The following is a 12,959-nucleotide window of genomic DNA, read 5'->3' on the forward strand; positions in this document are numbered from 1 at the left end:
GGGGTAACGGAAATAGGGCCAGTCCCCCGGTGAAGTAAAGCTTTAATGCACCGGAGAGCTTACCCCAAAATACAAAATCCCTATACTTCATATTAAGTTCTGGAAATGGATTGCGTCGGTGAAATTATTGGTAAGGACTTGTGCTATGATGAGGAAAATAAAAAGATTACTGTAAGGAGAGATGTGTTCAAAGATATGGGGCAAAACCTGCTAAGCCTAAGTAAGGACAGGACAATGCACTATTAGAACTTGTTGGAAATACATATTAAACTTTAATGACAAGGGAAATGAATGGGGGGGTATGTTTACTACTGTGATAAAAGGTTGGAAAGTTATATCCTTTCTCATGCGTAAATTAAATATAATAAAAGGTTTACTTTTCTTTTTGCTCGTTTTCACAAATTATATTACATACTTGGAGAATTTAACTAGAAAAAACTAGTTGATTAAATGATGTTATATAATACAAAAATAATTAATGATAGAGGTACCTTTTATGAATAAATTTCGAGTCACTATGTTTGAAGCAGGAAATGGTGATAGTTTTTTAATTAGATGTAAAGGAGAAAATATCACAAATATTTTAGTTGATTTTGGTTATAGCAATACTTATAAAAATCATGTTGAAATCCATTTAACAAATATGGCAGCTAATAATGAAAAGATTGATTTAATAATTGTAACACATATCGATCAAGATCATATTAGTGGAGGAATACGTTTTTTTGAGGAAAATGGACTTGCAGCTGCTCCAAAGATTATTAGTGTTGAGGAAGTTTGGCACAATAGTTATAGGCATCTAGCAATGGCAGAAACGGATAAGATATTATCGGAGAAAGAAAGAAAGCATATTGCTCAAAATTCAATTGTAGTAGAACAAAATCGTGAAGGAAATGTAACCGATACAAGTGGAAAACAAGGTTCTCGTCTAGCAGCTAATTTGAAATACAATGGATATAATTGGAATTCTAGTTTTGATGGTCAAGCCGTTTCGTATAAAGAGCAAGTACCGGTTTATTTAAATGATGAGGTCAAAATTACAGTACTATCACCAACAATAAAAGAATTGGAAAAATTAAAAATAACATGGAAAAAGGAACTTAAAATAAAGTTCCCCACAATTGTATTAAATAATGACACCATCTTTGATGATGCTGTGGAGTGCGTTTCATTAATGAGACGTCCTAATAATGTTCCAAATTATTCAAGAGATACATCTACAACAACTAATCTTGAAAATCTGGCGAACATCATATTTCAGGAAGATATCGACGAAATAAATGCAAGTTCTATAACTTGTATAATTGAGTTTATGGAAAAGAAAATATTACTATTAGGTGATTCTATACCGTCTATTGTAGAAGCACAAATAAAAAAAATATATAAAGAAGCAGACTTTCCTATAATTTTTGATGCAATTAAAGTAGCACATCACGGTAGTGCAAAAAATACTAGAAATGAGTTGTTAGATATTATAGACTCTGAACATTATTTTATTTCTACCAATGGAAGTATCCATGGGCATCCAGATATTGAGACGATAGCCAAGATAATAGTCAGAGAAAAGAGGGATTTTACTAGAAATTTATATTTCACTAATAAATTATCTAAATTAGATTTTTTTGAGAACAAAGAGTGGCAACAAAAATACCAATATAAAATACATTATAGAAGCATGTCCGAAGATAGCTTACAAATTTATTTGTAATTAGAAAGGTGTCTATTGTAAATGGAGAATATAAAAAGAGCAGTGGCACGTCTAGATGGAAATGAAGGTGAGATAGCAACGGCATTCTTAGTCTCTAAAGAATATATGTTGACTTCCAGACATACCTTTATATCAAATCCAGATAAAGCTACTTACAAAATTTTTTTTCCTAATCATGTTGGTGAAAAACAATATGATATTGATAAAATTTATTTTGAAGATGATGTAGATATAGATAATCTAGCTAATGATATTGCAATTATAAAATTGAATGAACCTATTGTTGAAATTGATCCGTTAGTTTTAGATTTTTCTGATATAAAAGTTGATGAAGAATGGATATCTTATGGATTTCCAGGATCAAAAAGATCTTATGGTGAGCGATTTAAAGGAACGTTTCATGATATTTTATCTGCAAATCCAGATGAAAAATTTGATATAAATCTAAATTGTGAAGTACCTATGATTATTGATGCTCGATATGGAATAAAAGGTGCTTCAGGGTCTCCTATAATACGCAATGGCAAAGTAGTAGCGATATTTTCAAATGAAAGTACAGGTGCCATTATTGGTGCTTCTAGTCTTAGACGCTCAAGAAATTTATTAGAAACAAACATTGCTACTTTGGAAATAGAAATTACAGAAGAATCACCACTCCAAAAATCACTAAAAGAAGCTGTATCCAATACAGAAAGGTTTATTGAGGGATTTCCAGATACGCTAAATGTCTTTCTTAGAAGGGAGCTATATGAATTACAACGAGAATTTTTTGGTAATTTGGATAATGTTAAATATTTTTTAGAAAACTCAAAGTATCCTATAGCAAACGAAGAAACAATGGTCAACGGAATAGAAGCTACACTAGAAATAATACTTATGGTTAGAAGTATGTACGGAAATGTTCGTATATTAATAGAAGACGATTTTGCCAATCTTAGAGTAAGGTCAGATAAAGATTTTAATATGAGTTTTGTTTATGCGCAAGAAAGAAATCAAATTATGCCAGAGATACTATTGAAAATGCATAATCAAATGATAAATAAATCTGCAGCGCAAGTAATGATTGAATGTGGAAAACCTATACCTCCGAACCCTATAATTTTTGATAATTGTAGTAGTAGTTTTCGTCATAATCTGTGTAAATCTTGTGGACAACCTTTTAAATTTGAAGGAATCCTTCAGACATATATAGAGACCGAAGATGATGGTCTTATTAAAGGTATAGAAAATAACAATTTTGCATTATTAAATAAAGCAGAAATTGTTTGTGGAGAATGTGTCCGTAAAGTCCGAGATCAAGTAGAGAACAGTGAAGAATTAAAAAGAATGGTGGTTGAAAAAGTTTATGGTTGATAAGGTTATTGAATATTTCCGTAAAAAAGATATATTCATTGAATTCCAAAATATAGAACTTAATTTATTGAAATTTGTATTTAGTTCACCACAACAAATTTTTGGAATTGCTGTATTTGAAGATGAGGATATCTTACAAAGAGATTGGGAGAAAGTTAGTCAAGAATTTGCTGCTAGAATTCAAAGTCAATTAGTGGCTTCCTTATATAATTTAAAATGGGATATGTATTTGATATTAGTTATTCAAACAAATATTGAAGATATAGAGCTTTGTAAACATATTGAAAATGACCGTATGTACTTTAAAAAGATCGTAATAGCAAGAAACCTAGAAGAATTTCAACGAAAACTTCCAATTGAGCTAGAATTGGATAATTCAGACCAATTAGAGGTTTTTTCAGATAAACAATTTTTGGATGAGCTAAAAAAGGTTGTACCCTCAGAAATGGCAAATCGACTAGATTTCGGTATCTATGAGAAGCAGTCTATAGAAGAAGCAAATAACTTGATCTTCCTAGAACCTTATAAAAGTAAAGGAGTACAAGAATGAAAATCTCTTCGTTAACTTTACAAGCCTTTAGAGGGTTTAATAAAATAGAGGAATTTAATTTAGAGAGTGTTGACATTATAGTTTTATATGGACCAAATGGTCATGGGAAATCGTCTATTTATGATGCAATTGAGTGGGGATTAACAGGTGGAATTTATCGCTTTGATGAAGCATCGCCCGAGCGAAAAAGAACACGATTCATACGAAATTTACATGCAGACAGTTCAGATAAATCATTCGTGAAATTAGGGATAATTTTATCAAATGAGCGACGTTTTTTTATCGAACGAGAATGTACAGCATCTATTTCAGATCGTACCGATTATGGAAAGTATAGATTGAGAATCTTTGATGAAAATAATCAATTATATAAGGAGAACGAAGGAGCAGAGGAGACTTTAAAAAGTTGGCTTATTCATGAAGATTGGTTACCTAAAATAGGTTCTCCGACAACAATGTTAAGCTTAACGCACATTCTATCACAAGAAAAAATTGCTGAATTTCTAAGGGGGATGCAAGAAAGAGATCGATACGATGCTATTTCTACAATTTTTGGTACAGATCATTTTGATAAGTATCGTGAAGGATTCAGGATAGTAAGAAATACCTTGAATGGCGAATTAGAGAAACTAAAAGTACAAGCTAGAGAGAAACAATTGCTCATTGATAAGTTACAGAATGAAGTAAAGGAACTAGAATTAAAAATTGTGAAAAATGAGGATACAGACTTTAATGCTGAATTAGAGAACTATATTAATATGTATCCTAAAATTAATGTAAATAAAGATGACTTAGGAAAACTGCTGAAATCTATAATTTCCAACCAAAATGATATTGAGATTGAGCAAAAAGGGTTACAAAGGGAATATCATCTTTTGATGGAAATCAAAGAGGAATTGCCAAATTTTACGTATTTACGTGAAGCAAATAAAGTTGTTTTACACGAAAGACAATTACTGCAACAATTTAAGGAGTTATCATTATCAAATTTGAAAATTGAACAATTACTTTCTATGGAAAAAGTCGTTAAAGATGACAGAGTAACCCTTGAATCTTTAACTTCTTTACAAAGAGAATCTAATTTAATGGTAGGTTCGTTATTAAATAAAAGAGATAGTTTATTAATGATTATTGAATCTATAAATATACAGCTCGATACCCTCTCGTGGCAAAATGGAATTGGCTTTTTATCAGAAATTAAACCAAAGATGACTGAAGAAGATTATAGAATCTTAAAAACTTCATTTAATGCCATGTTTGAGGAATATCAGTTTATTGAACAAAAGAAATCTATCCAGCAAAACCAGTTGATTCAATTGAGAGCTTTAGAAGAATCTATTAAACAAATCGAGAGTACTGACGAAATCTATAGTGCTTTCTTATCTTCATTAAATCAATATATTTTAGTAGTTTCTGAGGAGTTAAAGAGCTGTCCTGCATGTGGAACAGTGGGAATAAAAAAAGACGATATTTTAAATAATGTCCAGAGGCAACAGTTAAAAGTAAATGAAGGTTTACCTAGATTAGAGGAATTGAAGCTTCAAGCACAATCCAATTTAAAGAAAATCGTTGAGGAGATTAATTCCGCAAACACTAGTATTGAAAAATCTAAAAAAAATGTTCAAGAAGTATTATCTAAGTTTAAAAATAATTTAAAAACAATAGACATTACTACATCTACTGAGAGACAAAATCAAATGACTCTACAACTGAAGGTGGATTCATTAAAATTAAAATTAAATCAATTTGAGAAAGACTGTAGCCTTTTAGGTTTGAAAATTGAAGATAATATCGGAGAAAAACTGGAACTAATAAATCAGGGAGTGCTAAAAGAATTAAATGAACTAAATTCAAAGAGATTTTCAGAGCAGGAGCCGTTAAATTATTTACCTGAAGAATTAAGAGTGAAAAATTACGATATTTCTCAAATTGATGAATATGAGCGAACATTACAACAAATGATTTTCATACAGGAGACAGAGATAAATCGAGTCAATCGTCTGACTAAATTATCAGAAAGAATGAATATAGATATTAAAACTGCTGATTTGAATAAAGTAAAGATTGATGTGGCTGAGGAAGTGCAAGTTTTAGAACAGAGATTAAAAAAGATATATGAAATAGAAGTGACAAACATTAACCTTCAAAGTATGATTGAAATGAATACAGAGAAAATGAGATTAATACATTTACAAAAAGACTTAGCTTCAATGAAAAATCAAGTGGTTGATTTAAAAAATAAGGAAATAGAAATGAATAAAGACTCTGCATATCTTTTGGAATTAGTTAATAAATCCAGTGAAGCGGTTTCAAACCTTAATGAGAAAGTATTTTCTAAGTTGAAGGAAACTATTCAAACCATTTTCGAACAGATTAATTCACATCCAATTTTTACAAAGTTAGATTTAGCAATGGATAAATATCGTAATAATAATTGTTTAACCATTAATGTATCTAAAATGAATGGAACAAAAGAAATAAAAGCAAATGCACCTTATGTGTTTAGCTCAGCGCAAGTGAACAGTATTGCTCTTTCTTTATTCTTGGCGATGTCATTGAAGCAAAAATGGTCACCGTTACAATTAATTGGAATGGACGACCCAATTCAGAGCATGGATGAAGTTAATGTAATTTCTTTTATAGATTTAATGCGTTTATTTGTGGACAAACATAGAAAGCAAATAATTATTTCAACTCACGATCAGAGTTTTTATAAATTAATATTAAAGAAATTTAGGTATTATAATTTAGTAACAATTGAATATGAAGCCTATGGTGATAAAGGACCTACTATTAAAATACCTAATGAAGGCCATTATTATAATAAGGGTCACCTTGAATTAAATTATGAACAAGCAAGAGATGCACTTTTGCGACTAGATAAAAATGAATAATCATTTATAAGAAACAATCAATATCAAAAAAATAATCAATCTTTTTTTAAAAGTTAAATTATCACCTTAAAGTAAAGAATCCATTTTAATCGAATTATTTTCAATATGGATTCTTTCTGCTTGTGCCAAATAAGCCTTGTCATTATTTTTTTAATCAACTTTTTTATAAAGCCAATAAGTGCACCACCCCGGTTTTGTTGATTTCTGTCGAAGTTAATCGTTAAACTTTTTCTGAAATTACCATCCTTGGATTCTATTGTTAAAAAAGGTATGATCAAAAATACGCGATGCATAAGACCTTAACCAGGTTTTACGCATCGCGTTTACTTTATTTATTATTTTTAATTTAAATTCCAAACTAATGCATAATGATTACGGCCAAGAAAATGTACCAACGTTGATATACTTTTTACCACTGAATGAAAAGGAAGGTACCAGTAAATGACAGATGATTACCACCACATCTTCCGGCTGATTAAAGTTAAAAGCCATATGTGTTAGAATATAAACAAAGTTAAAATATTTAGAAAGGAGATATCAAATATGACTATGAGTATTATTATTTTAGCATCCGTGCTTTTATGGGGTGCAGTAATCCATGAACTAAGTAAGCCTTCAAAAAAGCAAAACAACCGAAAAATTGTTTCTTTGGTATCTTTAGGCTCTTTATCAACTTTAATTATTACTATTTCACTTTTTCAAAACCTTCCGTTTTAAAATTAGTTTTCCGCTATAGGACGCAATAATGGAATAAGGTTTTTGCCTGTTTCCATTATAGGGCCATTTAGTTTAAGAGTAGCAGGTATGATCTGATTAAAAAGTGAAAGGAGGTTCTAACATGGGGTTAGTCATGGCAATTGCGCCTGTTGTAATAGTGGGAGGGATTGTAGTATATGTAGTTGAAAGACTTAAATATAAATATAACCAAGGTAACCAAGGTATGAAAAAATCCAAAGGCGCTCAAGATTTATTAGATAGTTTAATACCAATGGGAATGCTTTTTGGTTGTGCTATCGGTTTAATTTTTGGCATGTTTTTCCCAATCTCTCTAGTATTTACAGTTAGTCTAGGAGCTGGAATAGGCTATTTATTTGGATTTTTTGCTTATGAAATTTATAGCAAGGAAGGAAACAATTATTCATAAATAGATATCCGGCATATAGACTGATCTTAATAAGGCGTTGAGGGTTGGATAAAACCCTGCACTATGCAAGAAATTAACAAATGTAGTACAAAAGGTAAACAATGCTGCAGCCAATTATAAGCTGTAGCATTGTTTCAATACAAAACCTATTTTACCTAACGGTTATAGGGTTGATCTTAGAAATCCAATTTTCTCTCGACTAAAACAATTGCATTTGCTCGGTTGAACTGTTTTCTTTATTATTCAATGAAACATATCCTAAAGACTTGTACCCACTTTGCCGTTTTTCAAACATTATTTTTAATATTGGGACATGCGCATCAACATAATCGAAAACTTTAACCTCTTGCTTATTAGAGTGAATTCGGTGCAATCGCCCAACATATTGCTGGAGTGTACCTTTCCAAGATATGGGCATGGCTAAAAACAAAGTATCCAAACGCGGATCATCAAAACCTTCACCAATGTATTTACCGGTTGCGATTATTAGTCGCTCTTCGTTATCCGGGATTTTAGCCAGGCGTTCCAATTCCGTCCTTCGTTCTTTTTTATTCATTTTCCCAGTAAGGATAATAATGTTTTTGGCAAAACCTTTAAATTTATCACGAAGGAATTCAAGATGTTCAATTCTCTCTGTCAAAACAATAGGGGAACTTCCTTTATCTAATTCATTTAAAACATCATCAAATAGTAATTGATTTCGCTGTTCATCCTTTGATATGGACTGGTAGATTTCTTGAAGATTAGTTGAACTTAACCTGAAATTAGTATATCTCGGTATTAATGTATGTTTAAATGGGCGAATTTTCGCTTGCGTTTTTGCATCCGTTTTGTAGCGTACTGGGCCGCACTGCATAAAGATAATGGGGTGCAGTCCGTCCTTTCGAATAGGTGTAGCTGTCAGACCATATACATACTTAGCGCGGACTCGTTTTATCACTTTTTCAAAGCTGTATGCAGAGATATGATGGCATTCGTCAACAATAATCTGACCATATTGAGTAATAAATGATTTTAACTCACCTTTAGAATTTAGACTTTGAATGGTAGCTACATCAATTTGTCCGGTTATATTCTTTTTGCCGCCGCCAATTTGTCCTATGTCTTTAGCTGATATATCGAGGAAAGTAGATAAACTTTCCACCCATTGTTGGAGGAGTTGGGTCCTATCCACAATAATTAAGGTATTTATTTTCCTGTTTGCAATAAGTGCCGCAGCAGTAACTGTTTTTCCAAAACCTGTAGATGCTGCAAGTGTCCCATTTTCATGATCCAATAATTTTTGGACGGCATCTTCTTGCTGCGATGTAAGTTGCCCATTAAAGTTAACTTGAAGATCGTCTCCTTCAAAAGATTCATTTTCTATTTCGAGTTCTATCGAATATCCTTTTAACAGTTTTTCTAACTCTTCATAACAGCCGCGGGGAAGTATTAGATATTCAGAATTCTCCTCATAGCAGCTAATCACCTTTTGAATCCCATAGGTTGACATTCGCTTGGACTGTGCTTTATAAAACTCAGGATTATTGAAAGTAGCTAATGTCATCATTTTTGAAAAAATCACAGAAGGAATTCCTTCCTTTCGGATATACAGCCCATTTTTTATAAAGACCTTGATTTTCTTAGGGGTAGCTAAATTCAAAGCAGGTTCATTAACTTGTAAATGTCCAAGTTTATTTAAAGCTCCTAAAACATCCTGTTTATTCATTTTTTCAATAGAAGATAAATACAGCCATTGATCTTCAAAGGGTATAAAATTTTCGTCAACAAATACACTATTCCCTTCTTTTTTTGAATGGAGCTGAAGCGGTAAAGCGATAAGATTGCCAAATCCTCCGCTCGGAAGTGTATCTTGATTTGGCAGCATTCGATCAAATGAGTCAAACCCAATTTGATGTCTTCTTTCATGAGTTTTCGTTAACAGACGCATCCCAAGTTTTCTTGCAATTGCTGCCGAAATTTTTTCTGAAAAGAAGATCCATACATGAGCACCTTTTCCTGATCGAGATCGTTCTATATAAACGGGAATATGACTAATTTTGCATTCCTTTACAAATGCCAAAACGTCCTGTTGCCAGTTTTGTTTATCAAAATCAAATGCAAGAAAGAAACACGTATCATCTTGAAGAAGGGGGTATATTCCGACTGTTTTTTTTCCACTTAGATGGTTATATAGTACTTGATCGTTAAGCGGAGTTAACCTCCGATGCTGACAAGCGGAACATTTAATTTGAGGTTTTTGGCAAATTGGTTTTTGCCATTCCAAATCGCATACCGGGGTGTAACCCTTCTTTCCATTGTTAGATTCATATCGGTATGCAAATACATCTGTTCTCCCCTTAAATAAACTTTTAAAAAGATTGATTTTATTTATTGGTAGCGCCCGATTACTAATAATGTTTGCATCGTTTGTAATTTCTGCTTTTTCTTCCCGTCGATGCATCATATTTGATAGCAGACGTTTTAGATGTTCATTTTCTTTTTTTAGCTGATTTAACTCTTTTATTACAAGATCATATTTCATTTTATTCCCTCAAAATAGTTTAGTTTTGTATAATTCAATTATACAATAATAGGAAAGTCAAATACAAAAAGTGTAACAATGGTGGGGCTATTTGTGAAAATCAAAGTAACAGACTTAAAAAAGGCGGAAAGGGAGAAAACAGCGTTAAAAGTTGAGTTTTTATTTATGCTGCTTCGCTTGTAATTGGATCCAGCAAAGCAAACCTTAATCATGTTTTTTTTTGATACTTATTTACAGTTATCAGAAGAAGAAGAACAAAAAGTCTTAGAAGAGGTGAGGGAAATGAGTGCAAAAGAGGCCGATAAAGTAATGGAAATTATTAATTCCTATGAACGACGTGGAAGAGAACTTGGAAAAGAAGAAGGAAAAATAGAAGGAAAACTGGAAGCCATTAGGATGGTTGCAAAAAGGATTAATGAAAAGGGTAGACCAACTAAAGAAATTGCTGAAATGACAGGGCTGGAAATAAAGGAAATTGAGCGATTATAGGTGAGGGGAATTAGTACAGATTAACTTCAAAAAGGATATGGTTCGGTAATGGTGAGACAAAATGAAGGATGAAATATTTCGGAAGTAAGGGATTCTTAACATCAAAATGAAAACGACTGAAAGTAGGGAAGACAAACGGTTAAGGGAAAAGTTGAAAGATATATTTAGGAAAAAATCAGATTTTGAAGAACCAACAGGTTCTTTGAAATTTTATATACACAAAAATGCCGACATTTCACATCAAATGTCGGTTTTTTTGTTATCAATATAAAATAATAGGAAAATAAACAAAGATTAATTGCAAAGACGATACATAAGAATTGCCAAAGGTGGTTGACTATGGTCACGTTGTATATTATGATTCCTCTAAATACTCACACTACTTAGTAAATTCAAAACTATTCTTTAACTATTCTATAAAAGTAAAAATTACTCTTTACATGTAATATAGTTCATTAGGTATTATAAATAATATTGGATAATAATGGTAATAGAATTGAATATTAATAAAAAAGGATGATGGTTTGATGAATAAGGAAATATTCCTTAAGAAAGCAGAAGATTCATTTGACAAAACGGTATATGAACCAGAAGGACTATTTTTTTACCACTTTTTTGATTTTCAGTTTGATTATGATGATATCCTAAGAACTTGTAAAGTTACATGTTCAGTTAAAGAGCCAATGTGGAATTCTTTTCAAATGGTACATGGGGGATTCCTTTCATATATTGCCGATACAGCACTGGGCCATTTGAATTTACATTTTTATGAGGGTACATTCGTCACATTAGAAATGAAAACATCCTTTCTAAAAGGGATCAAAACTGGGGAAATTACAGCAATATCCCGCTTTGTCAAAGAAGGAAGGAAAGTACTATTTTCCGAATGTGAAATTTTTAATGGGAATAATGAAAAACTATGTATAACTTCTGGAACCTTTTATAGAAAGGATCAAAGATAATGCTAGCGTAACATCAAATAGAAATTAAAAAATAGCAAAAAAAAATTATTGATTTGTATTTGAAGTAATGTTAAAATTTTGATTATTAGGAAAATTAAATAGAGCTGAATACTTATTGGGAAATTACCAAAATGATTTCTCTTATCGTAGGTATAACTCAGCAACAACATTCTCTTATCGTAGGGGTGTTTGTTGCTGGGTTTTTTTGTTGAAATAGTAATTGAGGGGGGAGGAGGATACGTAAGTTTTCTTGTCTAAAAGTCCCATTTTCAAAGGCATAATCAATAAAATATGGAAGCGCAAACATTTCTGTTTTTATCAATTAATTTAGAATGGTAATTTTGAAATTGAATAACTAAATTATCGTTACAGGGGGGTTGCACTGAGTTGTTTTATCATAAGACTGTATTCAAAAATGGATTAGATTGAAGAACTAGTTTCCATGAGGAGTTGTTTTTATGTCGACTTATGTTACTCAATTAATACTTTCAGGTATTATAACAGGAGCTGTTTATGGACTTATCGCCTTAGGTTTTACAATGGTTTATAATTCCACATCCGTTTTAAACTTTGCGCAGGGTGAGTTTGTGATGATTGGGGCCGTTTTTAGCTCCGTTTTTATTACAAAATACCACATGCCCTATTATGTCGGGGTGCTGTTGGCAATAAGCATTGCAGTAGCAGTAGGGTTTGGTGTTGAACGTTTAAGTATCCGCTATCTTCAAAGGAAGAACGTTAATCATATTATTATGATCATGGCCACGCTTGCTTTAGCTATCATAATCAGTAATGTCACACAGCTATTAGTTGGGACTTCATCCATGTATACACCGAATGTGATTGATGCAAAGCTTTCAATAGGTGGCAATTTTATTACAGCTCAGGAATTAATCATACTTGGTTTCCTTGGATTGACCGTAACAGGATTGTGGTTATTTCTGAATAAAACGATGTATGGAGTTGCAATGAAAGCAACAGGTATTGATAAAAATGCAGCACGAATGATGGGGATTAATATCCATTCTGTTATTCTACTAAGTTTTGTCTTAAGTGCAGGTTTATCTGCTATAGGGGGAATATTAATTGCACCAATTATTTCAGGGACGGCACAAATGGGACTCCCGTTAGCAGTAAAAGGTTTTATTGCTGCCGTAATTGGTGGGGTTACCAATCCATTTGCAGGTATTGTGGGAGGAATATTGATAGGTTTATTTGAAGTTTTTATTGCAGGATACGTTTCTTCCTCATTAGTCGAGATCATTGTTTTTCTACTATTACCAATTATTTTAATTGCACGTCCAAATGGATTATTGGGAAGTTCCCGATAGGAGGGTT

At 32.0% G+C, this 12,959-nt stretch carries 10 protein-coding genes; 9 read left to right on the forward strand and 1 reads right to left on the reverse strand.

The features are described 5' to 3' along the window. Positions 1 to 496: 496 nt before the first annotated feature. The 6 genes from BANVL01_RS16600 (at position 497) to BANVL01_RS16625 (ending at position 7,649) form a co-directional block, all read left to right on the forward strand. The gene (locus tag BANVL01_RS16600) at positions 497 to 1,708 is read left to right on the forward strand and encodes an MBL fold metallo-hydrolase (protein ID WP_066088077.1); all 1,212 of its coding nucleotides are present in this window, start codon (positions 497 to 499) and stop codon (positions 1,706 to 1,708) included. Between the two features lie 21 nt (positions 1,709 to 1,729). Then, the gene (locus BANVL01_RS16605; protein ID WP_066088073.1) at positions 1,730 to 3,061 is read left to right on the forward strand and encodes an ABC-three component system protein; all 1,332 of its coding nucleotides are present in this window, start codon (positions 1,730 to 1,732) and stop codon (positions 3,059 to 3,061) included. Next, complete coding sequence (locus tag BANVL01_RS16610; RefSeq protein WP_235845617.1) at positions 3,054 to 3,611, forward strand: ABC-three component system middle component 1; 558 nt, start codon at positions 3,054 to 3,056, stop codon at positions 3,609 to 3,611. The genes BANVL01_RS16605 and BANVL01_RS16610 overlap by 8 nt, the downstream gene beginning before the upstream one ends. Continuing rightward, positions 3,608 to 6,505, forward strand: a complete 2,898-nt coding sequence (locus tag BANVL01_RS16615) for an AAA family ATPase (RefSeq protein WP_066088072.1) — start codon at positions 3,608 to 3,610, stop codon at positions 6,503 to 6,505. The genes BANVL01_RS16610 and BANVL01_RS16615 overlap by 4 nt, the downstream gene beginning before the upstream one ends. A gap of 543 nt (positions 6,506 to 7,048) precedes the next feature. Further along, positions 7,049 to 7,222, forward strand: coding sequence for a hypothetical protein (locus BANVL01_RS27355; RefSeq protein ID WP_156482340.1), 174 nt, complete (start codon positions 7,049 to 7,051; stop codon positions 7,220 to 7,222). A gap of 121 nt (positions 7,223 to 7,343) precedes the next feature. Further along, on the forward strand, positions 7,344 to 7,649 hold the full coding sequence (locus BANVL01_RS16625) for a hypothetical protein (RefSeq protein WP_066088064.1): 306 nt from the start codon (positions 7,344 to 7,346) through the stop codon (positions 7,647 to 7,649). Between the two features lie 199 nt (positions 7,650 to 7,848). Here the strand turns inward: BANVL01_RS16625 and BANVL01_RS16630 are convergent, their stop codons facing one another. After that, entirely contained in the window at positions 7,849 to 10,173 is a 2,325-nt protein-coding gene (locus BANVL01_RS16630) for a TOTE conflict system archaeo-eukaryotic primase domain-containing protein (RefSeq protein ID WP_066088063.1), read from the reverse strand. Between the two features lie 210 nt (positions 10,174 to 10,383). Here BANVL01_RS16630 and BANVL01_RS16635 point away from each other — a divergent pair, with 210 nt between their 5' ends. From BANVL01_RS16635 to BANVL01_RS16645, 3 genes are all read left to right on the forward strand, one after another. Next, the gene (locus tag BANVL01_RS16635) at positions 10,384 to 10,662 is read left to right on the forward strand and encodes a transposase (protein WP_156487444.1); all 279 of its coding nucleotides are present in this window, start codon (positions 10,384 to 10,386) and stop codon (positions 10,660 to 10,662) included. A gap of 527 nt (positions 10,663 to 11,189) precedes the next feature. After that, a complete protein-coding gene (locus BANVL01_RS16640; RefSeq protein WP_066088058.1) occupies positions 11,190 to 11,624 on the forward strand; it encodes a PaaI family thioesterase in 435 nt (144 codons plus the stop codon). A 458-nt stretch (positions 11,625 to 12,082) separates the two neighbouring features. Next, a complete protein-coding gene (locus BANVL01_RS16645; protein ID WP_066088055.1) occupies positions 12,083 to 12,952 on the forward strand; it encodes a branched-chain amino acid ABC transporter permease in 870 nt (289 codons plus the stop codon). Positions 12,953 to 12,959 lie beyond the last annotated feature (7 nt).

The organism is Neobacillus novalis NBRC 102450, from assembly GCF_001591805.1.
GTDB classification, from domain to species: domain Bacteria; phylum Bacillota; class Bacilli; order Bacillales; family Cytobacillaceae; genus Neobacillus; species Neobacillus novalis.

Coding starts and splice junctions, on each gene's coding strand:
- BANVL01_RS16600 (WP_066088077.1), top strand. CDS start 497: ATGAATAAATTTCGAGTCACTATGTTTGAAGCAGGAAATGGTGATAGT.
- BANVL01_RS16605 (WP_066088073.1), top strand. CDS start 1,730: ATGGAGAATATAAAAAGAGCAGTGGCACGTCTAGATGGAAATGAAGGT.
- BANVL01_RS16610 (WP_235845617.1), top strand. CDS start 3,054: ATGGTTGATAAGGTTATTGAATATTTCCGTAAAAAAGATATATTCATT.
- BANVL01_RS16615 (WP_066088072.1), top strand. CDS start 3,608: ATGAAAATCTCTTCGTTAACTTTACAAGCCTTTAGAGGGTTTAATAAA.
- BANVL01_RS27355 (WP_156482340.1), top strand. CDS start 7,049: ATGACTATGAGTATTATTATTTTAGCATCCGTGCTTTTATGGGGTGCA.
- BANVL01_RS16625 (WP_066088064.1), top strand. CDS start 7,344: ATGGGGTTAGTCATGGCAATTGCGCCTGTTGTAATAGTGGGAGGGATT.
- BANVL01_RS16630 (WP_066088063.1), bottom strand. CDS start 10,173: ATGAAATATGATCTTGTAATAAAAGAGTTAAATCAGCTAAAAAAAGAA.
- BANVL01_RS16635 (WP_156487444.1), top strand. CDS start 10,384: ATGTTTTTTTTTGATACTTATTTACAGTTATCAGAAGAAGAAGAACAA.
- BANVL01_RS16640 (WP_066088058.1), top strand. CDS start 11,190: ATGAATAAGGAAATATTCCTTAAGAAAGCAGAAGATTCATTTGACAAA.
- BANVL01_RS16645 (WP_066088055.1), top strand. CDS start 12,083: ATGTCGACTTATGTTACTCAATTAATACTTTCAGGTATTATAACAGGA.